The following is a 26,754-nucleotide window of genomic DNA, read 5'->3' on the forward strand; positions in this document are numbered from 1 at the left end:
GGCCCGGTGTCCGGGCTACGATCGGCGGCATGGCTACTACGTGGGAGTACTCGACGATCCCCCTCCTGATCCACAACACCAAGGCCGTGCTCGACCAGTGGGGCTCCGACGGCTGGGAGCTCGTGCAGGTCGTCCCCGGTCCGGACGGCACCGGGCTCGTCGCCTACCTCAAGCGCCCGACGGGCGAGCAGTGACCGGCGTCACCACGCCCGAGCAGCGGCTCGCCGCTCTCGGCATCAGCCTGCCCGCCGTCGTCCCGCCCGTCGCGTCGTACGTCCCCGCAGTCAGCACGGGCCAGTACGTGTACACGTCGGGCCAGCTCCCGATGGCCGACGGCGCCCTCCTCGCGGCCGGCAAGGTCGGCGACGGCGACGGCCTGGTCGACCCGGCGCTGGCCAAGGACCTGGCACGCACCTGCGCGCTGAACGCCCTGGCCGCCGTCCGCTCCCTCACGGGGAGCCTCGACTCTGTGGCGCGCGTGGTGAAGGTGGTCGGCTTCGTCGCGAGCGATCCCTCGTTCACCGCCCAGCCGGCCGTGATCAACGGCGCCAGCGACCTCCTCGGCGAGGTCTTCGGGGACCCGCACGCCCGCTCGGCGGTCGGCGTCGCCGTCCTTCCCCTGGACGCGCCGGTCGAGGTCGAGATCGTCGTCGAGCTCGCCTGAGGAACGGCTCCCGGCCGCCCGTGGAACGCGTGACCTGACTCACCGCAATTTCGGTTTCGTGCCTGGCCCCCGGGTCGGCTATGCTGAGCAGGCTTCCGCGGCCCGAGGGCCACGGGCGGCACTCCGGGGTGTGGCGCAGCTTGGTAGCGCGCCTCGTTCGGGACGAGGAGGTCGCAGGTTCAAATCCTGTCACCCCGACCCTCCGAAAGGCTCCCTGACCAGCGGCAACGCGTGGTCAGGGAGTCTTTTTTGCGTTGTCGGCACCATCGCCTCGTCAACCTCTTCGCGGCCCGGGCGCCCGACGACGGGCTGCCGTCGCGCCGCGGGAAACTTCTGAGCCGTCACGGGGTCACGCCGGGGCATCCCTCGTGAGAACCTGGAGCCATTCGTCCGCGCAATCCCTGGAGGCTCGTGATGGAACCGATCGTGCTGGTCGGCGGGGGCCTGGCGAGCGCCCGCGCCGCCGAGACGCTCCGCGACGAGGGGTACGACGGCGACGTCGTCGTCGTGACCGCCGAGCCTCACCACCCGTACGAGCGGCCCCCGCTGAGCAAGGACCTCCTGCGCGCGGAGGCGGAGCGCGACGTCGTCTTCCCGCTCGACGACGCCTGGTACGACTCCCACGGCGTCGAGGTCCGCAACGCCGCCCTCGCGGTCGGGCTCGACGCCACCGACCATGTCCTGACGTTCGCGGACGGCTCGACCCTCCCCTACGGGCAGTGCCTGCTCGCCACCGGATCCGCGCCCCGCCCGCTCGACGTGCCCGGCACCGACCTGTCCGGCGTCCACTACCTGCGCACGCTCGATGACGCCGACCGCCTCTCCCACGTCCTCCTCGACTGCTCGCTGGAGGGCGCGGGGCGGGTCGCCGTCATCGGGGACGGCTGGATCGGGCTCGAGGTCGCGGCGTCGGCGCGGTCGCTCGGCCTGGACGTCACCGTGGTGGGCCGGAACGCCGCACCGCTCGGGAACGTGCTCGGACCCGAGATGGCAGAGGTCTTCGCCGGCCTGCACGCCGAGCACGGCACCCGGCTGGTCCGCGAGATCTCGGCGGTGCGCCTGCTCGGTTCGGAGTCCCGGGTGGTGGGTGTCGAGCTGTCGGACGCGACGGTGATCGACGCCGACATCGTCGTCATCGGCGTGGGAGCGACGCCGAACGTCGGGCTCGCGGAGGCCGCCGGGCTCGACCTGCGGCCGGCCGGTCTGGGCGGCGGCATCGCCGTCGACGGCACGCTGCGCACGTCTCACCCCGACGTCTTCGCCGCCGGCGACGTCGCGAGCATCCCCTCGCGGCGCTACGGCCGCCCGCTCCGCGTCGAGCACTGGGCCGCCGCGAACGACGGCGGGACGCACGCCGGCCGCGCCATGCTCGGCGCCGACGCGCCGTACGACAGCCTCCCCTTCTTCTACTCCGACCAGTACGACCTCGGCATGGAGTACATCGGCTGGGTCGACCCGAGCGCCGGGTACGACGACGTCGTCGTGGCGGGGTCGGTGCACAAGCGGGAGCTGGTCTCGTTCTGGGTGCGCGACGGACGGGTGCTGGCCGGGATGGCAGTGAACGTCTGGGACCAGGTCGACCGGATCAAGGAGCTGATCCTCACCGAGCACGACGCGACGCGCTCGGAGCTGGAAGGCTTCACGTGGTGACGGACCACATACCGAACACCGCTGGACGCGCACGCACGTCGGCGACTACCGTGCGGAGCTGTGAACATCCGTTGGTATTGGCACTTTACGTCGGCTCCTGGTGGAGCCCGGCGCGTGAGCGCCTGACCACATCCACCCGGAGCCACAGGGCCTAGGACACCGACCGTGTCCGGGCCCTTCGTCATTCCAGACGGGCCGCTCCGGATCACGAGGCGGTGGCGGCACCCGCCTGGACGCAGCAGCAGTCCGAGCACAGCCGAGCACCACCGACTCCCAGGAGCCATGAGACCGATGAACACGCCCACCACACAGCCCGGCCTCGACCCGTCGTCGTCCGAGCCCTCGCCCGACACCTCCACCGAGCTGCAGGCACGCACCTCCGACCTGCGCGTCCGTGCCTTGGCGCCGTTGCCGGCGCCGGCTGGTGTGCTGGGGGCGATGCCGTTGGGGACTCGGTTCGGGGATCTGGTGGCGACCTCGCGGCGGGAGGTGCGCGACGTGTTGACGGGGGAGGATGACCGGTTGCTGGTGATCGTGGGTCCGTGCAGCGTGCATGATCCGGTCGCGGCGCTGGACTACGCGGGCCGGTTGGCCAGGGTGGCGCGGGGGTTGGCGGATGATCTGGTGGTGGTGATGCGGGTGTACTTCGAGAAGCCGCGGACCACGGTGGGGTGGAAGGGGTTGATCAACGACCCGTTCCTGGATGGTTCCCATGACGTGGAGCACGGGTTGCGGCTGGCTCGTGAGGTGTTGCTGGGGGTGTTGGACGCGGGGGTGCCGGCGGCTGCGGAGTTCTTGGAGCCGATCAGTCCGCAGTACATCGCGGATGCGGTGACCTGGGGTGCGATCGGGGCGCGGAACGTGGAGTCTCAGGTGCACCGGCAGCTGGCCTCGGGGTTGTCGATGCCGGTGGGGTTCAAGAACGCGACCGACGGGGACGTGCGGATCGCGGTGGACGGTTGTGTGACCGCGGCCAGTGAGCACACGTTCTTCGGGACCGATGGTGCGGGGCGGGCTGCGGCGGTGGCCACGGCAGGCAATCCGGACTGTCACGTGATCTTGCGTGGTGGGCGTGGTGGGCCGAACTACGGTCGTGATCAGGTGGCCGGGGCGTTGGAGGTGGCGCGTTCCGCGGGGCTGGGTGGTGCGGTGGAGCACGGTGTGGTGATCGATGCCTCGCACGGCAACTCGGGCAAGGACCATGTGCGTCAGGCCGAGGTGGTGCGCGAGATCACCGACCGGCTGGCCGGGGGCGAGCGGGGGATCAGTGGGCTGATGCTGGAGTCGTTCCTGGAGGCGGGTGCCCAGCAGCCCGGCCCGCTGGACACGCTGACCTACGGCCGGTCGGTGACCGACAAGTGCATGGACTGGAACACCACCCACACCCTCCTGAACCAGCTCGCCCACGCCGCACGCCAACGACGCACCGCCTGACCCCTCCCCCTCGGACGCCCGCGAGAGCGGCCGCCGGTCACCGGTAGGGTGACCGGCGGCCGCAGCGGTGCGGCCCCGCAGGGACGACCCCAGGGAGCAGCATGAACGTCGTGCGCAGGACCGCGGAGCTCGCCGGACGATGGTTCGCCGTGCTCGTCGTGCTGGGGGGAGTCGTCGGCCTGCTCCTGCCGGGGCCGATCGTGCCCCTCGCCCAGCACATCCCGCTGTTCCTCGGGATCATCATGTTCGGCATGGGGCTGACCCTGCGCGGGCGCGACTTCACGCTCGTCGCCCGGCGGCCGTGGGCGGTGCTGATCGGGGTCGTCGCGCAGTTCCTCGTGATGCCGCTCGCCGCCTGGGCCGTGGGCGGGCTGTTCGGGCTCACCGGCATGGCACTCCTCGGCATGATCCTGGTCGGGTCCGCGCCCGGCGGGACGGCGTCGAACGTCGTCGTGCACCTCGGGAAGGGTGACACCGCGCTGTCCGTGACCATGACGGCCGTCTCCACGCTGCTGGCGCCGCTGATCACGCCCGTCCTGATCCTGTGGCTCGCCGACGAGACCCTCGACGTCGCCTTCATGGACCTGTTCGTCTCGATCGTGCAGGTGGTGCTGGTGCCCGTGCTGGCAGGCCTCGTGCTCCGGGCTCTCGCGGGGCGGTTCGTGGAGCGGCTCCTGCCCTACCTGCCGCTCGTGTCCGTCACCGGCATCGTCGTGGTCGTCGCGGCGATCGTCGCCGCCAACGCCGATGCCGTCCTCAGCACCGGGCTGCTGGTGGCGCTGGCCGTCGTCGTGCACAACCTGTTCGGGCTCGCCCTGGGCTACGGCGCGGCGAAGGTGGCGCGGCTGGACCGCGCCGCCCGCCGGGCGGTCAGCATCGAGGTCGGCATGCAGAACTCCGGTCTCGCGGCATCCCTCGCCGCCACGCACTTCACGCCCGCGGCCGCCCTGCCGGCGGCGCTCTTCTCCGTGTGGCACAACGTCTCGGGCTCGGCGCTGGCCACCTGGTGGGCCCGGCGGCCCGGGACCCGCGGGTAGCGCGTAGCGAGGTAGGGGCAGGTGCTCACGTAGGGGCGTGGGGAGCGCCCCCTGGCGCCTACCTGGGCACTCGCCCCTACCTCGCCGTCGCCCCTGCCCGCGCGATCTCCTAGGCTTCCGCCATGAAGCCGTTCCTGCTGCTGGCGACCCGCGCCGAGGACGAGGCAGCCGACGCCGAGTACCAAGCCTTCCTGAACTTCGGCGGGCTCGCCCCCGAGCAGCTCCGCCGGGCCCGGCTCGAGGCGGAGCCGCTGGGCGAGGTGGACCTCGACGACTACTCCGGGATCATCACCGGCGGCGGCCCCTTCAACTTCTCCGACCCGCCCGTGCTGAAGACCACGGCGCAGCGGCGCGTGGAGTCGGAGATCTTCGCCCTGCTCGACCGGGTCGTCGAGCGGGACTTCCCGTTCTTCGGCGCGTGCTACGGCGTCGGGACGCTCGGGGCGCACCGGGGCGCCGAGATCGACCGGACCTACGGCGAGGCCCCCGGGCCCGTCTCGATCGAGCTGCAGCCCGCCGCCTCCGACGACCCGTTGCTCGCCGGCATGCCGGCGACGTTCGCGGCGTACGTCGGGCACAAGGAGGCCGTCCGCAAGCTGCCCGACGACGCCGTCCTGCTGGCCTCCTCCGCCGACTGCCCGGTGCAGATGTTCCGGGTGAAGCAGAACCTGTACGCCACGCAGTTCCACCCCGAGCTCGACTTCCCCGGCATCCGCCTGCGCATCCAGGTGTACAAGAGCTACGGCTACTTCCCGGCCGACGAGGCCGTGGCGGTCACGGAACGCTCGCGCGCGGTGCGCGTGACGGAGCCGATGCGCATCCTGCGCAACTTCGTGGCGCGCTACGCCCGCGGCTGACCCCGGGGCGCGACGCGGGGCCGGACCCCCGCGGCCGTCTGCACCCGGGGCGGGTACGGGCGGCCGGGGACGCTCCCGGCTCAGGTCCAGCGGAACAGCTTCACCCCGAGCGGGAACAGCACCGCCGTCCAGGCGGCCATGACCAGCACCTCGGTCAGCGGGAAGCCGTCACCGAACCAGCCGGACAACATTCCCTGCGAGGCCGCGCCGATGGGCGTGTACTTCGCGATCTCGGCCATCCACACCGGCATCACCGGGATCGGCACCCACACCCCCGAGAGCAGCAGACAGGGGAAGTAGAGCAGCATCCCGAGGCCGGACGCCGCGCTCCCGCGGTCGGCCCGGGCGGCGACCAGCAGCCCGAGCGAGAACATCGCCGCGGTGGCGAGCACGAAGCAGAGCAGCACCACCAGCGGGTCCACCGCGAACGGGATCTTCAGGATGGTCAGCCCTCCGACCACGGCCGCCACCGCGGCCACGAGCAGCGCCACGACGTTGATCACCAGGTGCACGCCGATGAGGTTCTGCGGCGGCATGGGGGTGGTCGCCATCCGGCGCAGGACGCCCTTCTCCCGGAAGGTCGCGAACTGCACCGGCATCGTCGTCAGCGAGATGGTCGCGACGGCGAGCGCGAGCATCGTCGGGAGCCAGATGGTCACGTTGGGCGCACTGGCCCAGGGCAGGTCGTCGCCCTCCATGGGACTGCGGAAGTCGGGGATCACCAGTCCCAGCCCGACGAGCAGCAGCGCGGGGAAGACGAGCGCGAAGAACACGGCGGCCGGGTCACGCAGCCACACCTTCGTCTCGGTGGCCAGAAGTGGTCGGACGGCGCTCATGCCGCCACCTCCTCGTTCTCGGGGTTCGTGGCGTCGGCGCTGTACTCCCGCCCGGTCAGGTGGACGAACACGTCCTCGAGGGTCCGTGCCACGGTCCGCACGTCGTCGGGCACGACGTCGGCCGCGGCGAGCTCCTGGACGACGGCGAACAGCACCTTGCGCGTGCCGGTGACCTCGATCTCTTCACCGGCGGGCGCGACGCCGGCGACGTCGTCGTCACGGGTGGCGAGACCGGTGAGCAGGGCGAGAGCGCGCCCGCGGCCGGCGTCGTCGGCGAACCGGAGGCGGACCGCGCGGTCGCCGCCGAGGCTCTCGGTGAGCTCCGTGGGCGTGCCCTGGGCGACGACGGTGCCGCCGTCGATCACGACGAGCCGGTCGCAGAGCCGCTCGGCCTCGTCCATGAAGTGGGTGACCAGAAGGATCGTGACACCGGCGTCCCGGACGCGTTCCACGAGCTTCCAGGTGGCGCGGCGGGCCGACGGGTCGAGTCCGGTGGTGAGCTCGTCGAGGATCGCCACCTGCGGCTTGCCCACGAGCGCGAGGGCGATGGACAGGCGCTGCTTCTGCCCGCCCGACAGCTTCGTGAACTGCACGTTCCGGTGCGCGGTGAGGTCGAGCAGGTCCAACAGCTCGGCCGGGTCGGCGCGGTTCTCGTAGAAGGAGGCGAACACGTCGAGCGCCTCGCCGACGGTGATGCGGTCGTGCAGCGCGGCCTCCTGGAGCTGGACGCCGACGTGCTCGCGGACGGAGGCGGGGTCGGACTGCGGGTCGTGCCCGAGCAGGCGGACGGTCCCGCCGTCGGCCTTCCGCAGGCCGGCGAGGCACTCGACGGTGGTGGTCTTCCCTGCCCCGTTGGGTCCGAGGATCCCGAAGATCTCGCCCCGCTCCACCTGGAACGACACGTCGGCCACGGCGATCTTCTCGGGGCCGCCCTTCACGGGATAGGTCTTGCGGAGGTTCCGGACGTCGACGACGGGTGTTCCGGCGCCGGGTTCGTGGACTGTCATGCTGCTCCTTCTCTGGGTCACGAGCTCTGGGTCACGAGCTGGCATGCTTGACAGGGATGTCGCGGAGGATGAGGCCGAGGGCGACGCACGTCGCGGCTGCCGCCGCCGCGACGACGGCGAGGCCGACCAGCGCGGGCAGGGGGCCGTCCAGCCCGAACAGCTGCTGGGCCAGCGCGGTCGCGGGCCCCGCGTACAGTGCGACGTCGGCGACGACGGCGGGGATCAGCAGGCCGAGGCAGACGACGAGGCCGAGCCACGGGCCGAAGCGCAGGAACCCGGCGCCCACGGCCGCCCCGAGCAGGAAGTAGGTGAAGGCCACCAGGCCTTCGCCGACGGTGTTCACGACGAAGCCGACGACGGCGGTGCTCTCCTCCAGCCCGAGGTTGCGGTACCAGTCCAGGCCGAGAAGCTGCCACACGCCCTGCTCGACCGCGTACAGGACGGCGATGACGAGCCCGAACCCGATCCCGGACGCCGCCGCGCCGCGCGCCACGCCGCGGAACAGGGCACGGCGGGTGCCCCCGGCGGCCACGTGCGGACGGATCATGGCCATCGGGATGATCACGCCGAGCGAGAACGCGAACCAGCGGGCGCTGCCCACGGTGTACTGGAGCGTGCTGCCGTCCAGCGCGTCGAGCCGGACCTGGATCACCGCGACGGCCAGCGCGGCCAGCGCGATGATCGGCCAGTACCAGGCTCCGACGGCGAGCAGCACCGTCCCGATCTGCCGGTCGACGGCACGGACCGCGCTCCGCTGGGCCGCGGCGCGGCGGTCGTCCAGGGCTTGTGCGACAGCACTCATCGGACGTTCTCCTTCCGGGTGAGGTGGACGAAGAGGCTCTCCAGCCCCTCGTGGCCGACGGTCACGCCGGCGGCGGCCGCTGCGCGGGCCTCGTCGTCGGACAGCCGGCCCTGCACGGCGATCCGGGTGGTGGGGCCGAGCTGCTGCCGGTCCAGCACGTCGTGCCCGGAGGTGAGGCCCTCGACGGCGGACGTGGGCCCGGTCAGGGAGGTGGCTCGGGTGCGGAGGTCCTCGGCGGGCTCGTCGAGCACCACGCGGCCCCGGTCGAGGAGCACGACGTGCTCGAACAGCCGCTCCGTCTCCCCCACGAGGTGGCTGGACAGGACCACGGTGCGAGGGTGCGCGGCGTAGTCGGCGAGCAGCGCGTCGTAGAACGCGAAGCGGGTCGGGGCGTCCATGCCGAGGTACACCTCGTCGAAGATGGTCAGCGGTGCCCGGGCGGCGAGCCCGAGGGTCGCCGCGAGCGCCGACCGCTTGCCGCGGGACAGCGTCGACGGCTTCATCCGTACGGGCACCTCGAACAGGTCGAGCAGCTCCGCGGCGTAGTCCGCGTCCCACTCGGGCCGCAGGTCCGCGTAGTAGGAGAGCGTGGCCGCGACCTTCTGGTCGTGCAGCACGTCGCCGCCCTCCTGGACGAGCAGCACCGCGGAGGTGAGGGCGGCGTCCTCCCAGGGGTCGCGGAGGTCGCCGTCGGGGCCGACGAGGACCGATCCGTGCGTGGGGCGGCGGAATGCCGCGAGCAGGCCGAGCATCGTGGACTTGCCGGCGCCGTTGCGGCCGAGCAGGCCGGTGATCTGGCCGGCCGGGAGCTCGCAGGTGATCCCTACGAGCGCGGTGCTGCCGGGTACCCGGTAGGCCGCCCCGTTGGCGCCCATGGTCCAGGTGTGGGGGAACGTCGCCTCGACGTCGTCGAACCGTGCGGCGAACGGCGGGAGCGGAGTCATGATGCTGTTCCCTTCTGTGTGTCGGGGGTGCCGTGGCCGCGGACGTAGGCGACGACGTCGTCGTCGGAGACGCCGAGGAGCGCCGCCTGCGCGAGGGCCGGCTTCAGCACCTCGTCGAAGTAGCGCGAGCGGTGGTCGGCCTGGAGCCGCTCGCGGGCGCCGGGCGCGACGAACATGCCGAGCCCGCGGCGCTTGTACAGCACCTGCTGGTCGACGAGCTGTCCGAACGCCTTCTGCGCCGTGGCCGGGTTGATGCGGAACGTGGTGGCGAACTGTGTGGTGGACATGACCTGGTCGTCTTCGGCGAGTTCGCCGGAGAGCACCTGCGCGCGGATCATCTGCGCGATCTGGAGGTAGATCGGCTCCGGGCCGTCGAACACGGATCGCTCTCCTCGGGTTGGCTGGTTGGTTCAGGGGTTCATTACATGAGTAATGAACCACACGAAGGAGTGGTCGCGCAAGGAAAACCGGAGAAGAGCTCGCCGACGCGGTCGGGAGGTGCGACACGACGGTCGGCCCGGCGGGGGTGCGGCCGAGGACGCAAGACGCCGGGGCGGGAGGCTTCCCGTGGGAAGCCTCCCGCCCCGGCGGCGTGTGGAGGGACGGGCCCGGTACTACACCTCGGCCGCGTCCAGGGTGCTCAGCTCCGCGAGGTCGCCGGCCACCAGTTCCGCGATCTGCACGGCGTTCAGCGCCGCGCCCTTGCGCAGGTTGTCGTTCGCGACGAAGAGCACGAGCCCCTTCCCGCCCGGCACTGACTGGTCGGCGCGGATCCGGCCCACGAACGACGGGTCCGCACCGGCGGCCGCGAGCGGGGTCGGCACGTCCGCGAGCTCGACGCCGGGTGCGGCACCGAGCAGCTCACGTGCCTGCTCGGGCGTGATCGGCTCCGCGAACTCCGCGTGGATCGCCAGGGAGTGCCCGGTGAAGACCGGCACGCGCACGCAGGTCCCGGCGACGGCCAGGTCCGGCAGCCCGAGAATCTTGCGCGACTCGTTGCGCAGCTTCTGCTCCTCGTCGGTCTCGCCGGAGCCGTCGTCCACGAGGTTGCCGGCCAGCGCCAGCACGTTGAACGCGATCGGCGCCACGTAGGCCTTCGGGTCAGGGAGGTCGACCGCCCCGCCGTCGTGCACGAGACCCTCGAGGCCCGGCGCGTCCGCGGCGACCGCCGCCCGCGCCTGACCGGCGAGCTCCGCGACGCCGGCGAGCCCGGAGCCGGACACCGCCTGGTAGGTCGCGACCTTGAGCCGCTCCAGCCCGGCCGCCTCGGCCAGCGGCTTGAGCACCGGCATCGCGGCCATCGTGGTGCAGTTCGGGTTCGCGACGATGCCCTTGGCCGCCTCGCGCACGGCCTCCGGGTTCACCTCGGAGACCACGAGGGGCACCTCGGGATCGAGCCGCCATGCGGACGAGTTGTCGATCACGACGGCACCCGCCTCGGCGAACCGTGGCGCGTGCTCACGCGAGGTGCCGCCACCCGCCGAGAACAGTGCGATGTCGATGTCGGCGAGGTCCTCGGTGGCGGTCGCCGCCGTGTCCTCGACGGTCACGTCCACGCCGGCGAACTCCAGCGTCGTCCCGGCGGAGCGCGCCGAGGCGAAGAGGCGCAGTTCCTTGACCGGCAGCCCGCGCTCGCTCAGCAGCCGGCGCATCACGGTGCCCACCTGCCCGGTAGCGCCGACGACGGCGACGTTCACACCCTGGGAAGAGATCATGGCCATCTCGCGATCACCGCCCCGTGCCGGCGTAGACCACGGCCTCGCCCTCGACGTTGTCGAGACCGAACGCGGTGTGCACCGCCCGCACGGCCTCGTCCAGCGAGTCGGCCCGCGTGACGATCGAGATGCGGATCTCGGAGGTGGAGATCATCTCGATGTTGATCCCGGCGTCGCGCACGGCGCCGAACAGCCGGGCGGACACGCCCGGGTGGGACTTCATGCCCGCGCCGACGAGCGACAGCTTGCCGATCTGGTCGTCGAACTCGAGGGAGTCGTAGCCGACCTCGTCCCTGACGTCCCGCAGCGCGGCGAGCGCGTTCGGGCCGCTGGCCTCGGGCAGGGTGAAGGAGATGTCGGTCCGGCCGGTCGAGGCGGCGGACACGTTCTGCACGATCATGTCGATGTTCGCGCCGGACGCGGCGACGACCTCGAAGATGCGCGCGGCCATGCCCGGCTTGTCCGGGACGCCCGTGACCGTGATCTTGGCCTCGGACCGGTCGTGCGCCACGCCGGAGATCAGCGGGTCTTCCATGACGTCTTCCTCCTGCTCGTCGCCGTCGGGGGCGTTGGGGTCGATCAGGTCTCCGTAGGTACCGGAGACGAGCGTGCCGGGGGCGCCGCTGAACGACGACCGCACATGCAGCGGGACGCCGTAGCGACGGGCGTACTCGACGGCTCGCAGCGCCAGCACCTTCGCGCCCGACGCCGCCATCTCCAGCATCTCCTCGTACGTGATGCGGTGGACCTTGCGGGCCGTCGGCACGATGCGCGGGTCCGCGGTGAACACGCCGTCGACGTCCGTGTAGATCTCGCAGACGTCGGCGTCGAGACCGGCCGCCAGCGCGACCGCCGTCGTGTCCGAGCCGCCGCGGCCGAGCGTCGTGACGTCGTCCGTCTTCCGGTTGACGCCCTGGAAGCCGGCCACGATCGCGACCTGCCCCTTCTCGATGGTCTTGCGGATACGGTGCGGCACGACGTCGACGATCCGCGCCTTCCCGTACGCGGCGTCGGTGATCACGCCGGCCTGCGGGCCCGTGAACGACTTCGCCTTGATCCCCAGGTTGTTGATCGCCATCGCGAGCAGCGACATCGAGATGCGCTCGCCGGCGGTCAGGAGGATGTCCATCTCACGCTGCGGTGGGATCGGAGTGATCTGTGCGGCCAGGTCCACGAGGTCGTCCGTGGTGTCCCCCATCGCGGAGACGACGACGACGACGTCGTTCCCGGCGCGCTTCGCCTCGGCGATACGCTTCGCGACCCGCTTGACGCTCTTCGCGTCAGCGACCGAGCTACCGCCGTACTTCTGCACGACAAGTGCCATGTGCCTGCTTCCTGTTGCCGGCCTCCGTCTGTCTCAACGGCCCGCCGGATCGGTGTGCTTGCGGCACCAAGACTACGGTGGGAGCGGTTCCGGCTCCAGGACGTCCATCCTTCAGGACGACCATTCGACGGCCACGTCCCAGCCAAGCCGGAGTATCAGGAGTGCAACGACGATCACGAAGACGACCCGCACGAAGCGCGAGCCGCGAGCCACGGCCATCCGCGCCCCGAGGTACGCCCCCACGAGGTTCGCCGCGCCCAGGCCGAGGCCGAGCGTCCAGATCACGTGCCCCGCGGGCACGAAGAAGATCAGCGCGCCGAGGTTCGTGGCGAAGTTCACGATCTTCGCGATGGCCGACGCCGGGAGGAACGAGTATCCGAGCACGCTCACCAGGGCGATCACCAGGAACGTGCCGGTGCCGGGCCCCAGCAGGCCGTCGTAGCCCCCGATGAGCAGGCCGATCGCCGCCGCGATCCGGCGGTGGCCGTTGCCCACCCAGCGCAGGTCGTCGTACTCGCCGAGCTTCGGCCGGGCCAGCGTGAACACCAGCACCCCGGCGAGCACCAGCAGGATCACCGGCTTGAACAGCTCCGCGGGGATGAGCGCGGCGAGGGCCGCCCCGCCGACCGCCCCCGCCAGCGCCGCGACCGCCATCGGGCCGGCGGTGCGCAGGTCCGGCCCGACGCGCCGGTAGTAGGTGATCGACGACGTCGCGGTGCCCAGGATGCTGCCGAGCTTGTTCGTGGCGAGCGCCTGCACCGGCGTGATGCCGGGCACGAGCAGCAGCGCCGGGAGCTGGATCAGCCCTCCCCCGCCGACGACGGCGTCGACCCATCCGGCGGCGAGCGCGGCGAACAGGAGCAGGACGATGGTGAGGAGATCGAGCTCGGGCACGCCGCATTGTCTCCCGGCGGTGCGTGTGCGGCGGCGGACGTGTCCGGCCGCGTGAAGCCCGGCGGCGAGGGCCGTCGTCGATGTCGGGGTCCCCGCGTAGGCTGTCCCGCGTGTACGAAGGTGCGGTCCAGGACCTGATCGACGAGCTCGGGCGACTTCCCGGCGTCGGTCCCAAGAGCGCGCAGCGCATCGCGTTCCATCTGCTCGCGTCCGACGACCACGAGGTGAAGCGGCTGGTCGACGCGCTCGTCGAGGTGAAGCGGCGCGTGCGGTTCTGCGAGCTCTGCGGCAACGTCGCCGAGGCCGAGCACTGCCGCATCTGCGCCGACCCGCGGCGCAGCGACGAGGTCATCTGCGTGGTCGAGGAGCCGAAGGACGTCGTCGCGATCGAGCGGACGCGCGAGTTCCGCGGGCGGTACCACGTGCTCGGCGGAGCGATCAATCCGATCGACAACGTCGGCCCGGACGATCTGCGCATCAAGGAGCTCATGTCGCGGCTGGCGGACGGTGCCGTGCAGGAGGTCATCATCGCCACCGACCCGAACGTCGAGGGCGAGGCGACGGCGACCTATCTTTCCCGATTGCTGGCCTCGTTGGAAATCACGGTCTCCAGGCTGGCCTCCGGGCTGCCCGTCGGTGGAGACTTGGAGTACGCCGACGAGGTGACCCTCGGGCGCGCATTCGAAGGCCGACGAGTAGTCGGCACCTGACGACAGGGGTGACAACGATGAGCGAGATCGCCGCGGACTCCGACCTTCGCGAGGTGGCGGACCAGGCATCCGCGCAGGCCAGGACGTTCCTGTCGACGATGACGAAGGTCGCCTCCGGGGGGATGCCCGGTGCCGAGCTCACGCTCCTGCTGCTCGCCACGAGCGACCTGCTCGCCGTGGGCGCCCGCCTCGCGGCGATCGTCGACGTCGTCCCCGCCGAGCGCTACGAACCCGACGCCGGCGCCGAGACCGACATGGACCCCCTGCGGGACGCACTGTCCCGGCTCCTCGACGGGTTCGACGACTACCTCGAGATCTCCGACCCGATGCTGGGCGAGGAGGTCGGCCCGGCCACGCTCTCCGGCGACATGGCGTGCGTCGCGGAGGCCGTGGCCAAGGGCCTGCAGCACTTCGACGCCGGACACGAGCTCGAGGCGCTGTGGTGGTGGCAGTTCAGCTACTTCTCGGTGTGGGGCGAGCGCGCGGCGTCCGCGCTGCGCGTGCTGCAGTCGGTGCTGGCGCACCTCCGCCTCGACGTCGACGACGACGTCGCCGCCGAAGCGGAGTACGACGCGCTGCATGCGTGACCCGGGCGGCCGCCCTCCTGGGCGGCCGGCCCGTCACGCCACGCGGGTCCCCTTCGGCAGGGCACCCGTGGGGATCCGGAGCCTGCGCACGGCCACGACGACACCGGAACCCCCGAGCAGCAGGTCGAACCCGAGACCCCACGGCCACGCCATCTGGTCGGTCACCTCGACCTCGCCGGGCCCGTCGGGGTCGACACCGTTCATGGTGTAGCACTCGTTCCGCGCGGTGCCCTCGTCCGTCATCGCGTAGCGCACGCCGTACTGCACCATGGAGAGCAGGTTCGAGTCGTCCATCAGGTCGACGTCCCCGACCAGCGGCTGCGCGTCCGCCACCAGCACGAACGGATTGGGCGCGAGCATCCACCAGCTGCGCTCGTGGTGCCAGACCGGGACCGTGCGCGTCTCCCAGGCGCAGTCCTCGGCGAAGCCCGTCTCGCTGTCGTACGAGGTCTCCGACCAGACCCGCACCTCGTCCTGCGTGGTGGTCAGCGGCGCCAGCAGCCCGAACAGGATCGGGAGCACGACCGTGACCGAGCCGATCGTCAGGTAGGTGAGCACCGCGGCCGCGGAGGGCTTCGTGACGATCGCCGAGAACCCGAGACCGATCGCGCAGACGATGCCGAGCACCACCGCCAGCATGAGGAGCGTGCCCACCAGCGCGAGCACGGTGAGGCCCCCGGCGAGCACCGCCCACAGGACGAACGGCACGCTCGCCACGAGGAACGCGAGCGCCGCGATCCAGGCCGCCGCGAGCTTGCCCAGCACGATCTCCGCCGGGCTGAGCATCGTGACCTGGAGCGTGGCGAGCGTGCCCGCGTTCCGGTCGCCGTTGATCGCGCCGGAGGACAGCGTGGGTGCCACGAGCAGCCCGAGGAACAGCACGAAGCACACGACGATGCTGTAGATCAGCCCACCGAACTCGTCCGGGCCGTAGTAGGGGTCCTGCGCCTCCACGGCGAGGGCCCAGGTGGTCAGCCCGGTGATCGCCCCGACCACCACGAACCACAGCACGAGCGCCAGCTTCCACCGGGTGGACCGGATGCGCTGGCGCAGCTCCAGCAGGGTGACCGTACGCAGCCCGTGCCAGGACAGGGACCAGGCCCCGCGCTCGGCCGTGGCGGCCGTCGTCGTTCCCGTGGGAGCCGGGCCCGCGCCCGTGTCCGTCGTCGTCCCCGTCATCGCCGTTCCTCCTCGAGGGCCAGGTACTTCTGCTCCAGCACGCCACCGGCGGGGGCGAGGCTCACCACGTCGACCCCGGCGCGCACCGCATCACCCAGCAGGGCGGCCGCCTCGGCGTCGTCGGTCAGCGGGACGAGCACTCCCGTACCGCCGTCGGGGTCGGCGTCGTGCGCGACACCGGCCTGGACGAGATGCGCCAGGAGTGCCTCCCGGTCCAGGGCGGTGATCCGCCACCGGCGGGCCTCGCCCGCGGACTCGACGGTCTCCGTGGCGACGGTACGGCCGCTGGAGAGGAAGACGGCGTCGTCGGCCATCTCGTCGAGCTCGGTAAGCACGTGCGAGGAGACGAGGACCGTCTTGCCCGCGGCAGCCAGCCGCCGCACCAGGACCCGCAGGTCGACGCGCGAGCGCGGGTCGAGGCCCGACGCCGGCTCGTCCAGCAGGAGCACCTCCGGGTCGTGCACCAGGGCGCGCGCGAGGCCGAGCCGCTGCTTCTGCCCGCGCGAGAGCACGTGGGCGGGCTGGTCGGCGAGCTCGGCCAGGTGCACCAGGTCGAGGAGCTCGGCGGCACGCCGCTCGCCGTCGGCCGCGGCGATCCGGTACGCGGCGGCGACGGTGGTCAGCACCTCGCGCGCCGTCAGGGAGTCCCAGGTGCCGAACACGTCCGGCATCCAGCCGGTGCGGGAACGTGCCTGGTAGGTCTGGGTGGCCGGGTCGAACCCGGCCACGGAGATGGTGCCCGCGTCGGGTGTGAGCAGTCCGGCGAGCATGAGCAGGAGGGTCGTCTTGCCGGAGCCATTGGGCCCGATCAGGGCTGTCACGCGTCCGGGGACCGCCGTCAGCTCGACGTCGGCCACCGCCTGCACGCTCCCGAACGACCGCCGCACGCCGTGCGCCGTTATTCCGCTTTCTGTGGACATCTTCCGACGCTAGCGCGACGGGGCCGCGCCGGCGTGGAAAGTCCCTCGTCAGGGGCGTGTCGTGGCCGAGTCGTAGCCCGGGGGCGGTGGGCCGAGGGAGAGGTCCGCCCCGGGCTCCCGGGCGCGGGGTCGGTGGCGCGGGGTCGGTCAGGCCGCCGTGGCGGTCGCGTCCAGCAGCCGCGTGTCACCGAAGGCCACGTTCTGGTCGAGCGAGACCGTCACGTCGTCACCGTCGAACCGGAGCGTGAGCGTCCAGGTGAAGGGGGACCCGACCGAGATCATCCGCACCACCAGCAGGTTCGGCTCGGTCCAGGCCGCGGCGCACGCGAGCTCGTCCGGTCCGTCCACGAGGCCGGACCGTTGCCGGACCCACTCCCCGCGGCCCAGGGAGAGCGTCCGCTCCTCGCCTCCCCGCACCTCACGCAGGGCGAGGCGGCCGTCGTCGCCCCAGGTCAGCTCGAGCTCCTCCAGGCCACCGTCGTTCTCGGCCACCCGGTACGTGCGCCCGGTCACGGGCGTCTCGGGGCCGTCGCCCTCGCCCACTGGGAGCGGAAGGTGCAGGTCCCAGGTGACGCCGCCAACGGGTGACGTCACCCGTGACGACGGCGCCGTCGCGGACGGCAGGCCCGCGTCCCGGGCCGCGACGGGGTCGAGCCCGGGGAGCAGCGCGTCCCACACCGCGTCCTGCACCGACTGCAGGTTCTGGACGCCGGAGGTGATCGCGAGCACGACGTCGTGGTCGGGCCAGACGATCGAGTACTGGCCGAACGCGCCGTCGGCCCGGTACGCGCCGAACCGCGAGCGCCAGAACTGGAACCCGTAGCCCTGCCGCCACTCCGGCCAGTCGTCGTGCGTGCTGTGGACCTGGCGGGACGAGGCTGCCTCGATCCATTCCCCGGGGATGAGCTGCTCGCCGTCCCAGCTGCCGCGCTGCAGGCAGAACTGGCCGAACTTCGCCAGGTCCTCGGTCCGCACGCGCATCCCGTAGCCGCCGACGTCGAGCCCTTCCGGGTCCTGTTCCCACGTGGCGCCCTCGAAGCCGAGCGGTTCGAGCACGCGTTCGCCCAGGTAGTCGAGCATCCGGCGGCCGGTGAGACGCTGGACGATCACGCCCGCGAGGTAGGTGGCACCCGTGTTGTAGACGAAGCGAGACCCGGGCTCGTGGGGCACGGGCATCGCGAGGATCTGGCGGACCCAGTCGGCGTGCCTCAGCCCGAGGTTCGTGGGGTCGAGCGCCTCCATCGTCGAGGCGTCGTGGCCGGTGCTCATGGTGAGCAGGTGCCGGATCGTCATGGCCCGGAGGTTGTCCGACGGCGGCTCGGGAGCCTCCGCGGGGAGGTGGTCGACGACCTTGTCGTCAAGGTCGAACAGGCCGTCCACGAACGCCAGGCCGACGGCGATGCTGGTGAAGCTCTTGCTCACGGAGAACATGAGCTGTGGTGTCGCGGGCTCGTACGGCGACCACCAGCCCTCGGCGACCACGTTCCCGTGCCGTAGCAGCATGAAGCTGTGGACCGCGTCCAGGTCGTCGAGATGCCGCACGAGACGGAGGACCGCTGCCGGATCCAGCCCTTCGGCCTCGGGGGTGGAGCGGGGCAGGTCGCGCGTCGTCGTCACGCGACGATCGTAAAGGATCTGCGATGCCGGCCGGATCCTCCGCGCGGAACGTCCTACCGGGCATCGAGGTGACCTCCGCTGCCGAGACCGGCGGTGCGTGCCGATGCGGCGGCCCCCTTCGTCAGTGTCGGTGTCCCCGTCTATCGTTGCTCGCGTGACCACCGCCTTGTATCGCCGCTACCGGCCCGACACGTTCGCCGAGATGATCGGCCAGGAGCACGTGACGGGACCGCTCATGCAGGCGTTACGCAGCGGCCGGGTCAACCACGCCTACCTGTTCAGCGGACCGCGCGGGTGCGGCAAGACGACGTCGGCCAGGATCCTCGCGCGCACGCTGAACTGTCGTCGCAACACTCCCGAGACACCGCTCGACACCCCGTGCGGCGAGTGCGACTCGTGCGTGGAGCTCGCGCGCGGCGGTTCCGGTTCGCTCGACGTCGTGGAGATCGACGCGGCGAGCCACAACGGCGTCGACGATGCGCGGGACCTGCGCGAACGCGCCACCTTCGCCCCCGCGCGAGACCGGTTCAAGATCTTCATCCTCGACGAGGCGCACATGGTGACGCCGCAGGGCTTCAACGCGCTGCTGAAGATCGTCGAGGAGCCGCCCCCGCACATCAAGTTCGTCTTCGCGACGACGGAGCCGGACAAGGTGATCGGCACGATCCGGTCGCGCACGCACCACTACCCGTTCCGGCTCGTGCCGCCGGACGTGCTGTCGCCGTACCTGGAGAAGCTGTGCAGCGCGGAGGACGTCCAGGTCGGCTCGGGCGTACTCCCCCTGGTGACGCGGGCAGGCGGCGGGTCGGTGCGGGACTCGCTGTCGGTGATGGACCAGCTGATCGCCGGCGCTTCGGGCGGCGAGGTCGGCTACGACCTGGCGGTCGGCCTGCTCGGCTACACGCACGCCACCCTGCTCGACGATGTCGTGGACGCGCTGGCGGCGCGGGACGGGGCGTCGATCTTCCGGGTGGTGGACCAGATCATCGCGACCGGGCACGAGCCGCGGCGGTTCGTCGAGGACGTGCTGGAACGGCTGCGCGACCTCATCGTCATCGGCGTCTCCGGGGATGCCGCCGACGCCGTGCTGCGCGACCTCCCCGCCGACCAGCTCGAGCGCATGCGGGCGCAGGCAGGGCGCCTCGGCGTGGCCGAGCTGTCCCGCGCCGCCGACCTGGTCAACATGGCGCTGACCGAGATGACGGGCGCGACGTCGCCGCGCCTGCACCTGGAGCTGCTGTGCGCGCGGCTCCTTCTGCCGGGTGCCGACGACGGCGCCGCCGGGCTGGCCGCACGCATCGACCGCCTGGAGCGCGGGGGGATCGCGGCGCAGGGTGCCGTCGGCGCCGAACCTGCGGCCGTCGGCGACGTGGGCGGCGGGCTGACGGGAGCGGCGGCCGCGCGGGCGGTGGTGGAGGCCAACCGGGCGAAGAAGGGCGCGCCCGCGGACGGAGTCGCGGCTCCCGCGCGGGCTGGCGACGGCGCGGTCTCCGCGCACGCGAGCGGGGCCGCCACGGAGCAGGCCAAGGCGACGGGCGGCACGGCGGAGTCGGCGGTGACGCCGGAACCGGCGGAGCCTCAGGACGCGGAGACGGCCCAGGACGCGGGCGAGACACCGCACGCGGGCGGATCACAGCAAGCGGACGAGTCGCAGGACACCGGCTCGCAGACCGTCGCGCCTCGGTCGCAGCGGGCGGTGTCGAAGGACGAGCGGGTGTCCGTGCCTGCGGCGGCCCCCGCGCCCGACGCGGTGGTCCCGGGCCCCGGGGCGACGCCGGGCAGCGGGGCGATGACCACCGAGGAGGTGCGGCGACGTTGGCCCGAGGTGCTCGAGACGCTGTCCGCGGCGCGGGTGACGTGGTCGCTCGTCGGACAGAACGCGCAGGTCGCGAGCCTTGACGGAGGGATGCTGAAGCTGGCCTTCCGTGCGGACGGGCTTGCCCGGGCGTTCTCCAACCCTCGGCACACCGGCGCGGTGGAGGATGCCGTCTATCAGACCCTGGGGATCCAGGTGAAGGTGGAAGGGATCGTCGGCGACGGGCCGGGCCCCGCCGACGGGCCGGGCGGCGGGGCTGGGCCGGGCGGCGGCGCCGGACCGGAGAGCGGCTCGGGCGGTTCCGGTGGGCCCAGCAGCCCTGACGGTGCTTCCGGCGGGCCCGAGGGCCGCTCCGCGGACCCGTCCGTGCGCGGCGGCGGTTCCGCGGGTCCGGCCAGGCAGAGCGGCACAGCGGGTCCGAGCGGCACGGGCGGGCCGCGGGCGGAGGCACCCGCCGGGGCGGGCAGCAACGGCCGGACCGCACGTGCACCGGCTTCCCGCGGCGAGACAGCCTCGACCGGAGTCGCCACGCCCGACGAGACCAACGGCTGGCCCGAGGTGCCGGTCCCGGGCGGTCAGGCGACCGGGAGCGCGGGCGGCGAGAGCAGCACGTCCGGCAGCGACAGCGCGGGCGCAGCCCACGGCCGGAACGCGGGCGGCCACCGCAGTACCGGCGGCGCGGGCGGCGGCGGCGCGGGCGGCAGTGGCACGGCTCGGAGCCAGGTCGCGGCTGCCGGCGGGAGCGTGCCCGGCGCGGTCGCCGTGGCGGAGCGCACCGCGGTGGCATCGGCGCCCGCTCCGTCGTCGTCCCGTGCCGCATCGGCACCCCGGTGGAGTCCGACGCCGGACCCCGAACCGGTCCCCGAGCCGCCGCCAGGCTACGACGACGACCTCGAACCCAGCACCGGCCGCGCGCCCACGCCTCCCCCGGTTCCCGAGTCCGTCTACGCGACCCCGAAGGCAGCAGCCCGTCTGACCGGTGCCGAACGCGCCCGGGAAGCACTGCGGCGGGCGCAGGCCCCGCGCGACCCGGACGCAGCCCGCACCACCACGAGCGGAGCGGGCTCCGTCTCGGTCACGGGCGCGGCCTCCTACGACGAGCTCTCGGCCGACGACCCGGACCTCGAGGCCGGGGGGAACGGGCTCGTGGGGGTACCGCTGGTCGTGCAGATCCTCGGCGGCACGGTCATCGACGAGCAGGTCGAGCAGTCGTGACGGAACCGCTGACCACACTGCGGATCGTCGCGGCGGTCGTGATTGGCGCGGACGGACGCCACCTGCTGGTCCGCAAGCGCGGCACGACGTCGTACATGCAGGTGGGAGGCAAGATCGAGCCCGGCGAGGAGCCGCTGCCCGCCCTGCTGCGCGAGGTCGAGGAGGAGGTCGGGCTCACGCTCGCCCCGGAGCGGGCCGGCCCCTTCGGGCGTTTCGCGGCGCCGGCCGCGAACGAGCCCGGCCACGACGTCGACGCCCACGCGTTCGTGATCCGGCTGGCGCCGGGCGAGCGGCCGCGAGCGCAGGCTGAGCTCGAAGAGCTGACGTGGATCGACCCGGCCGCGCCGGTGACGCCGCATCCGATCGCGCCCCTCAGTCTCAGCCTCCTTGCCGTCTGGCACGGGTACGAGGCTGAGACCGGCGGCGCCTGGGCCGCAGACGCGACGCGACCACCGGTGCCCTGAGGCACCGGCCACCGGGTCGACGGGTGGCCATGCCGGACGGAGCGGCGAGCGTCAGGCCCGACGGCGAGTGTCAGACCGGACGGAGCGCGACCATCGGCAGGACGTCGACGAGCCGGCCTCGGTCGTCGTCAGCGTGCGGTACTCGAACCCGGCCAGCTTGCCCAGCAACAGCTGGGCGACCGGCATCAGGAGCCGGTTCCGGTAGAGCGCGTTCGGCACGGCGAACGCGCGCTTGAGCCGGCCGGGCATCAGGGTGTTCGCCATGAGTCCACCGTCGGGTCGGCGTCCTGTGGGGTACCCGCCTCTCCCTGGAGCCGTGCCCGTGCCTCCATCAGGGCGAAGCCGAGCAGGTTGCGCCCTCGCCAGCCGCTCGGGTTCTCGGCGTTCTCATGGCGCGCGCCCATTCCGATGCCCCAGATCCGGTCCCGCGGGCTTGCCTCGACCAGCACGCGTTCCCGGGTGTTGAGCAGGTAGGTCCGCAGGTCAGGAGCCGACGAGAACTTGTGGACGCTCCCGCGCACGACGACGTCGAAGCGTTCCCGCTCCCACGCCGCGTCCTCGAACCCGCGCACCGTTCGGCCGGCGGCCTTCGCGAGCGCCGGGTTCGCAGCCTCGACCGCGGCTCGCTCGGCCTCGGCGTCCTGGAACAGACGGGCCTTCTCCGCCATCATCCAGTGCTCGGCGGTCCGGTAGGTGGTCCCGTCGACGGTGAAGGGCGACGGCCACCACTGGCTCAGGCAACCCCGACCGAGGACACCGTCCGCCTCAGGCCGGTGGCCCCAGAAGTGCAGGTACTTGACCGGAGCGCCGGATGCGATGTGCGTGACGAGCTCGTCCACGGTTCGGGCGGCAACGGCGCTGATCATGGGCGGAAGTATCGCAGTGCGGCGGTGCGGGGCGGTCATCTGTGCGGGGCAGGTGCGGACTTCGAGGGCGTCGACGCCGACACAAGGTTGTGCATAACCCTGTTTATACACAGATCCGGATCCTCGGTAGCGGCTGATGCATGTGCTCTGTATCGTCGAACACCAGAGCGAAGCGGCCGGACAGCCGGCCGGAGAGAGGCGGTGGAACGGTGCAGGATGGTTCGCGAATCACACGGCTGGTTGAGATATCCCGTTCTGGCCTGGAGCACGCCCGGCCGGCCACGGCAGGCACGGCTCTGGACGCCCTCGCGGAGCACATCGCCGACCTGCCCGATGACGTGCTGGCCGGCATGGTGCGCACCGCGGCGAGCCTCGCGGGCTGGGTCGCAGGCGTCCAAGCCCGTGCGGCGGGCGAGCTGACGCGCCGTTCGCAGGGGTTCACCGGGTTCGAGGAGACGACCACGATGGTGTCCGGCGAGCTGCGCGAGACCCGCAGGACCGCACGGGTGATCACGGTGCGCGCTGCCGCGGGCCTGCACCATCCGGCAGTGATCGACCACCTGAGCACGGGACGCATCGACGCACCGCGTGCGGATGCCCTGCTGCTCGCCGGACGGTCCCTGACCGACCCGCAGCGGGCCGAAGCCATCGAACGGCTGCTGCCGATCGCCCCCGAGCGGTCGGCGGCGTGGCTCGCGAACGAGATGCGCAAGCTCGCTCGCACCCTGGATCCGGGAAGGGAACGCAAGGCGGCCGCGGAGTCGCGGGCGGTGTTCCACGATGTCTGCGAGGACGAGATGGGCACCGTGACCGCATTCCTGCCCGCAGTGGACTCTGCCGCGGTGTGGGGCGTGGTCGACGACCTCGCTCAGCAGCTGCGCCGCACCGAGGACACGCGCACGCTGGGCCAGCTCCGCGCGGACGTGCTGACCTCCATCGTGACCGGTCGCCTCGTTCCCGAACACCGCGACCTGGACGACGACCTGGACGACGACCACCAGGGCGAGAGGTGGCCGACCGTGCGGCTCACCCCGACCCGCCCGGTCGTGCGCGTCACCGTACCCATGGACGCCCTGCGCAGCCTCGACGGCCGAACCCCGCCGTTCGGCCGAGCGGCGGCCACGAACGACGCTCCGGACGCCGACGCGCCAGGCGCCGTGGCTCCAGAAGTCGTGGCTCCAGAAGTCGACGCACCGCAGCCCGGCTCCGAGACCGACCTCCCTGGCGGAGCCGCGCAGCTGGACGGGTTCGGCCCGGTCAGCGCCATCACCGCCGCCCGGGTCGCCTTCGACTCGGACTCCACGTGGACCCGGCTGGTCACCGATCCGGTCACCGGCATCCTCCTCGACTACTCCACCCGCGCATATCGACCGCCCAAGGCCTTGGCCGACGCGGTGCGCCTCCGGGACGCCACCTGCCGGGGACCTGGCTGCCAGACCGATGCACGATGGTGCGACCTCGACCACATCGACCCCTACGACGCTCGCCGCGCGCCCGTGCCCGGCGATCCGGGACAGACACGCGCCGACAACCTCCACGCCCTGTGCCGCACCCATCACCGGCTCAAGACGCGGTACGGCTGGCAGGTGCACCGTGATTCCGCAACCGGGATCACGTGCTGGACCGCGCCCACCGGCCGCCACTACCTCAAGACGCCCACCAGCGCCGACCCCGAGCCCACCAGCTTCAAGGAGTACGTGAACGCCCGGCTTGCCGCGCCGCCCGCACCAGGACCCTGTCCCTTCGACGGGGACGATGCCAGCCTCCGCAACCCCGACGACAGCCACGATCTCGACGACAACCAGAGACACGAGAGGTACGGGAGCCCCGGGGAGGACCTGCCGCACCAAGGAGTGCAGGGCACCCGTCCGGACGCGCCAGAGAAACCACCCTTCTGACGCCCGCACGGACAAAGACCGTCGGCGTCCGCCGATCACGCCTGATGCGCCCTTCCTGCGCAACGTCGGCGGCCCGGGCGGCCCGTCCGGACGGATCTCCCACCCGGACGGATCTGGCGAGATCACGCGCCATCCGGGGGCTTTGTGCCGCATCCGACCACGACCTGTAAGGATGTGCCCATGAGTCGCGGAGCGCTGCATCATGTCGAGCTCTGGGTCCCCGACCTGTCCCGGGGTGAGGACGCCTGGGGCTGGCTCCTGACCGCCCTCGGCTACTCCGAGCACCAGCGCTGGACGGGCGGTGCGAGCTGGATCCTCGGCGGCACGTATGTCGTGGTCGAGCAGAGCCCCGCCCTGACGAGCCCGCTCCACGACCGCCGGCGGCCCGGCCTGAACCACCTCGCGTTCCGCGGCGGAACCCGGGCCGAGGTGGACAGCCTCGTCGCCGATGCCCCCTCGCACGGCTGGTCCCTCCTGTTCCGCGACAAGCACCCGTTCGCCGGCGGCCCGGACCACTACGCCGCCTACCTCGAGAACGACGACGGCTACGAGGTGGAGATCGTCGCGGACGACGCGCCACCCGACGCTCCCGCGTCCGACGGTCCCGCCCTCGGCACGACCTCGGTCTCATGACCCCCGCCCTCCGCCTCCACCGCGTCACCCATTCCTTCGGCGCCCGCCGGTCCCTCGACGGCTTCTCCATCGCCGTCCACCCGGGCGAGGTCGTCGCGATGATCGGCTTCAACGGAGCCGGCAAGACGACGGCGATGCGCGTCCTCGCGGGCCGTCTCCGCCCCGACGGCGGTACCGCCGAGATCCTCGGCCACAACCCGGCTCACCTGCCCGGACACACGACACGTCGCTTCGGCCACCTCATCGACGCCTCGCTCGCCCACCCGGACCTCACCAGCACGGAGAACGTCCACGCGGCCGCCCGCCTCCACGGACTCGCCCGCACCGCCGCGGCCGACGCCACCACGACCGCCGTCGCGCGGCTCGCGCTGGAACCGTGGGCCGACGCCCGGGCCCGCACCCTCTCCCAGGGCAACCGCCAGCGCCTCGGAATCGCGTGCGCCACCGTCCACGCCCCCGAGGCAGTCGTGCTCGACGAGCCCACGAGCGCGCTCGACCCGCGTGGCGTGGTCGTGGTGCGCGACCTGATCCGCGAGCTCGCCACGCGCGGCGCGGCGATCCTGGTCTCCAGCCACCACCTGGACGAGGTCTCACGGGTGGCGGACCGGATCGTCGTGGTGCACGACGGGCGCGTCGTCGGCGCCCTCGAACCGGGCGGCGCGGACCTGGAGCACCGCTTCTTCGCCCTCGTGCACGACGCCGACACACGCTCCCCCGCCGACACCGACCAGGATCCGGAGGCCACCCGATGAACACCTTCCCGGCCGCCGGCTTCCCTGCCGCCTGGGAGACGGAGTGGCTCCTGCTCACCCGCTCCACGATCGCCCGTCTGGCAACGCCTCTCCTCCTGCTGGTGATCCCCGGCGGGTCGATCGGCGCGGTCGCGCTGGCCCGGGCCGAGACGTCGGCATCGGTCACCGCGGCCAAGCTCACCCCGTACGCGACGGGCCCGCTCGCCGAGACCCACCTGCTCGTGGCCGCGCAGATCCTCTCCGTCGCCCTCCTCATGGCCGGCGGGTTCGCGATGGCCTCAACGTTCGGCCAGGAGATCGCCGCGGGCCTGGCCGGTGCCCGTACCGGGATGACCACCTCGCGCGCCTCGGTCGCGCTCGCCAAGCTGCTGGTCCACCTGGTGTGGATGGCCGGCTGCGTGGTCGCCGTCGTCGGCCTGACGCTCGCGGCGTCCGCCCTGGTCTGCGCCGCGACGGGCGAACCGTTCGACGGCGGCGTCGGGTCCCGCGCGGGCCTCGCCCTCGTGTCCGGGCTGCTCACGGCAGGGCTCACGCTCCCGTTCGGCTGGGTCGCGACGCTCACGCGCAGCCCGCTGGGCACCGTCGGCGTGCTGATCGGCGTGGTCGTCGTGACGCAGATCGTCACGACGCTCGGCGGCGGGCCGTGGTTCCCGTACGCGGCGCCGTCGCTGTGGACGGAGATGGGTGGCCCGGAAGCAGCGTCCGCCGTCGGGCCGCCGCACCTTCTCCTGGCCGCGGCGGTCGCGCCCGTCGGCGCGGCCGTCACCGTCCGCGCATGGCGACGGCTGGACGACGTCTGAGGTCTCGGCGACGTTCCGTTTCCACCCGGTAAACATCTCCCGCGACCTCCTCGCCACCGGACATTCTTCGCGCTACGGTCATACCGTTCCCAGCGAAGGCGCTCGGCCGTGCACCCGCACGCCTCGGGCGCCA

General features: G+C 72.4%; 27 protein-coding genes and 1 tRNA gene. 15 read left to right on the top strand and 13 right to left on the bottom strand.

Going from position 1 to position 26,754, the window contains the following annotated elements; translation table 11 throughout:
- Positions 1-29: 29 nt before the first annotated feature.
- From ACYU96_RS16135 to ACYU96_RS16165, 7 genes are all read left to right on the top strand, one after another.
- The gene (locus tag ACYU96_RS16135; protein ID WP_170176929.1) at positions 30-194 is read left to right on the top strand and encodes a DUF4177 domain-containing protein; all 165 of its coding nucleotides are present in this window, start codon (positions 30-32) and stop codon (positions 192-194) included.
- The gene (locus ACYU96_RS16140; protein WP_460755649.1) at positions 191-664 is read left to right on the top strand and encodes a RidA family protein; all 474 of its coding nucleotides are present in this window, start codon (positions 191-193) and stop codon (positions 662-664) included. The genes ACYU96_RS16135 and ACYU96_RS16140 overlap by 4 nt, the downstream gene beginning before the upstream one ends.
- Positions 665-788: 124 nt before the next feature.
- Positions 789-862 (top strand) — tRNA-Pro (locus tag ACYU96_RS16145).
- A gap of 216 nt (positions 863-1,078) precedes the next feature.
- Positions 1,079-2,314 carry an NAD(P)/FAD-dependent oxidoreductase gene (locus ACYU96_RS16150; protein ID WP_460755652.1) on the top strand — a complete coding sequence of 412 codons (1,236 nt, stop codon included), beginning with the start codon at positions 1,079-1,081 and terminating at the stop codon, positions 2,312-2,314.
- Positions 2,315-2,605: 291 nt separating this feature from the next.
- A complete protein-coding gene (locus tag ACYU96_RS16155) occupies positions 2,606-3,748 on the top strand; it encodes a 3-deoxy-7-phosphoheptulonate synthase (protein WP_460755655.1) in 1,143 nt (380 codons plus the stop codon).
- 101 nt (positions 3,749-3,849) lie between these two features.
- Complete coding sequence (locus tag ACYU96_RS16160; RefSeq protein WP_460755658.1) at positions 3,850-4,785, top strand: bile acid:sodium symporter family protein; 936 nt, start codon at positions 3,850-3,852, stop codon at positions 4,783-4,785.
- A 122-nt stretch (positions 4,786-4,907) separates the two neighbouring features.
- On the top strand, positions 4,908-5,642 hold the full coding sequence (locus ACYU96_RS16165; protein WP_460755661.1) for a glutamine amidotransferase: 735 nt from the start codon (positions 4,908-4,910) through the stop codon (positions 5,640-5,642).
- A gap of 80 nt (positions 5,643-5,722) precedes the next feature.
- On the opposite strand, the gene ACYU96_RS16170 is transcribed toward ACYU96_RS16165, so the two are convergent.
- From ACYU96_RS16170 to ACYU96_RS16205, 8 genes are all read right to left on the bottom strand, one after another.
- Positions 5,723-6,478 carry an ABC transporter permease gene (locus tag ACYU96_RS16170; protein WP_460755664.1) on the bottom strand — a complete coding sequence of 252 codons (756 nt, stop codon included), beginning with the start codon at positions 6,476-6,478 and terminating at the stop codon, positions 5,723-5,725.
- A complete protein-coding gene (locus ACYU96_RS16175) occupies positions 6,475-7,485 on the bottom strand; it encodes an ABC transporter ATP-binding protein (RefSeq protein WP_460755666.1) in 1,011 nt (336 codons plus the stop codon). Before ACYU96_RS16175 ends, ACYU96_RS16170 begins: the two co-directional genes overlap by 4 nt.
- Positions 7,486-7,516: 31 nt before the next feature.
- Positions 7,517-8,287 (bottom strand): hypothetical protein, encoded by a 771-nt coding sequence (locus ACYU96_RS16180; RefSeq protein ID WP_460755669.1) that lies wholly within the window; start codon positions 8,285-8,287, stop codon positions 7,517-7,519.
- Complete coding sequence (locus ACYU96_RS16185) at positions 8,284-9,231, bottom strand: ATP-binding cassette domain-containing protein (RefSeq protein WP_460755671.1); 948 nt, start codon at positions 9,229-9,231, stop codon at positions 8,284-8,286. The genes ACYU96_RS16180 and ACYU96_RS16185 overlap by 4 nt, the downstream gene beginning before the upstream one ends.
- Positions 9,228-9,611 carry a GntR family transcriptional regulator gene (locus tag ACYU96_RS16190; RefSeq protein ID WP_460755674.1) on the bottom strand — a complete coding sequence of 128 codons (384 nt, stop codon included), beginning with the start codon at positions 9,609-9,611 and terminating at the stop codon, positions 9,228-9,230. The genes ACYU96_RS16185 and ACYU96_RS16190 overlap by 4 nt, the downstream gene beginning before the upstream one ends.
- Before the next feature lie 234 nt (positions 9,612-9,845).
- Positions 9,846-10,952: an aspartate-semialdehyde dehydrogenase gene (locus ACYU96_RS16195; RefSeq protein WP_460755676.1), complete on the bottom strand. Its 1,107-nt coding sequence runs from the start codon at positions 10,950-10,952 to the stop codon at positions 9,846-9,848.
- 7 nt (positions 10,953-10,959) lie between these two features.
- Positions 10,960-12,270 (bottom strand): aspartate kinase, encoded by a 1,311-nt coding sequence (locus ACYU96_RS16200; protein WP_460755678.1) that lies wholly within the window; start codon positions 12,268-12,270, stop codon positions 10,960-10,962.
- Positions 12,271-12,381: 111 nt separating this feature from the next.
- The gene (locus ACYU96_RS16205) at positions 12,382-13,164 is read right to left on the bottom strand and encodes a TSUP family transporter (protein ID WP_460755681.1); all 783 of its coding nucleotides are present in this window, start codon (positions 13,162-13,164) and stop codon (positions 12,382-12,384) included.
- Positions 13,165-13,274: 110 nt separating this feature from the next.
- Here ACYU96_RS16205 and recR point away from each other — a divergent pair, with 110 nt between their 5' ends.
- Both recR and ACYU96_RS16215 read left to right on the top strand, forming a co-directional pair.
- Entirely contained in the window at positions 13,275-13,874 is a 600-nt protein-coding gene (gene recR / locus ACYU96_RS16210; protein ID WP_460755684.1) for a recombination mediator RecR, read from the top strand.
- A 17-nt stretch (positions 13,875-13,891) separates the two neighbouring features.
- Complete coding sequence (locus ACYU96_RS16215) at positions 13,892-14,461, top strand: DUF5063 domain-containing protein (protein ID WP_460755687.1); 570 nt, start codon at positions 13,892-13,894, stop codon at positions 14,459-14,461.
- A 33-nt stretch (positions 14,462-14,494) separates the two neighbouring features.
- On the opposite strand, the gene ACYU96_RS16220 is transcribed toward ACYU96_RS16215, so the two are convergent.
- From ACYU96_RS16220 to ACYU96_RS16230, 3 genes are all read right to left on the bottom strand, one after another.
- Positions 14,495-15,640: an ABC transporter permease gene (locus ACYU96_RS16220; protein ID WP_460755690.1), complete on the bottom strand. Its 1,146-nt coding sequence runs from the start codon at positions 15,638-15,640 to the stop codon at positions 14,495-14,497.
- On the bottom strand, positions 15,637-16,560 hold the full coding sequence (locus ACYU96_RS16225; RefSeq protein ID WP_460755693.1) for an ABC transporter ATP-binding protein: 924 nt from the start codon (positions 16,558-16,560) through the stop codon (positions 15,637-15,639). Before ACYU96_RS16225 ends, ACYU96_RS16220 begins: the two co-directional genes overlap by 4 nt.
- Before the next feature lie 147 nt (positions 16,561-16,707).
- Positions 16,708-18,177 carry a serine hydrolase domain-containing protein gene (locus ACYU96_RS16230; protein WP_460755696.1) on the bottom strand — a complete coding sequence of 490 codons (1,470 nt, stop codon included), beginning with the start codon at positions 18,175-18,177 and terminating at the stop codon, positions 16,708-16,710.
- A gap of 154 nt (positions 18,178-18,331) precedes the next feature.
- Between ACYU96_RS16230 and ACYU96_RS16235 the strand changes: the two genes are divergently transcribed.
- Positions 18,332-21,208: a DNA polymerase III subunit gamma and tau gene (locus ACYU96_RS16235; RefSeq protein ID WP_460755699.1), complete on the top strand. Its 2,877-nt coding sequence runs from the start codon at positions 18,332-18,334 to the stop codon at positions 21,206-21,208.
- The gene (locus tag ACYU96_RS16240) at positions 21,205-21,672 is read left to right on the top strand and encodes an NUDIX hydrolase (RefSeq protein WP_460755701.1); all 468 of its coding nucleotides are present in this window, start codon (positions 21,205-21,207) and stop codon (positions 21,670-21,672) included. Before ACYU96_RS16235 ends, ACYU96_RS16240 begins: the two co-directional genes overlap by 4 nt.
- Before the next feature lie 51 nt (positions 21,673-21,723).
- On the opposite strand, the gene ACYU96_RS16245 is transcribed toward ACYU96_RS16240, so the two are convergent.
- Both ACYU96_RS16245 and ACYU96_RS16250 read right to left on the bottom strand, forming a co-directional pair.
- Positions 21,724-21,936, bottom strand: coding sequence for a hypothetical protein (locus ACYU96_RS16245; protein WP_460755704.1), 213 nt, complete (start codon positions 21,934-21,936; stop codon positions 21,724-21,726).
- Complete coding sequence (locus tag ACYU96_RS16250; RefSeq protein WP_460755707.1) at positions 21,921-22,538, bottom strand: NADAR family protein; 618 nt, start codon at positions 22,536-22,538, stop codon at positions 21,921-21,923. Before ACYU96_RS16250 ends, ACYU96_RS16245 begins: the two co-directional genes overlap by 16 nt.
- 209 nt (positions 22,539-22,747) lie before the next feature.
- On the opposite strand from ACYU96_RS16250, the gene ACYU96_RS16255 reads away from it, so the two are divergent.
- The 4 genes from ACYU96_RS16255 (at position 22,748) to ACYU96_RS16270 (ending at position 26,621) form a co-directional block, all read left to right on the top strand.
- Positions 22,748-24,436: an HNH endonuclease signature motif containing protein gene (locus ACYU96_RS16255; protein WP_460755709.1), complete on the top strand. Its 1,689-nt coding sequence runs from the start codon at positions 22,748-22,750 to the stop codon at positions 24,434-24,436.
- A 180-nt stretch (positions 24,437-24,616) separates the two neighbouring features.
- Entirely contained in the window at positions 24,617-25,069 is a 453-nt protein-coding gene (locus tag ACYU96_RS16260; protein WP_460755712.1) for a VOC family protein, read from the top strand.
- Positions 25,066-25,821 (top strand): ABC transporter ATP-binding protein, encoded by a 756-nt coding sequence (locus tag ACYU96_RS16265; RefSeq protein WP_460755715.1) that lies wholly within the window; start codon positions 25,066-25,068, stop codon positions 25,819-25,821. Before ACYU96_RS16260 ends, ACYU96_RS16265 begins: the two co-directional genes overlap by 4 nt.
- Positions 25,818-26,621, top strand: a complete 804-nt coding sequence (locus ACYU96_RS16270; protein ID WP_460755716.1) for an ABC transporter permease — start codon at positions 25,818-25,820, stop codon at positions 26,619-26,621. Before ACYU96_RS16265 ends, ACYU96_RS16270 begins: the two co-directional genes overlap by 4 nt.
- Positions 26,622-26,754: the final 133 nt, after the last annotated feature.

This window comes from Myceligenerans cantabricum, assembly GCF_054777735.1.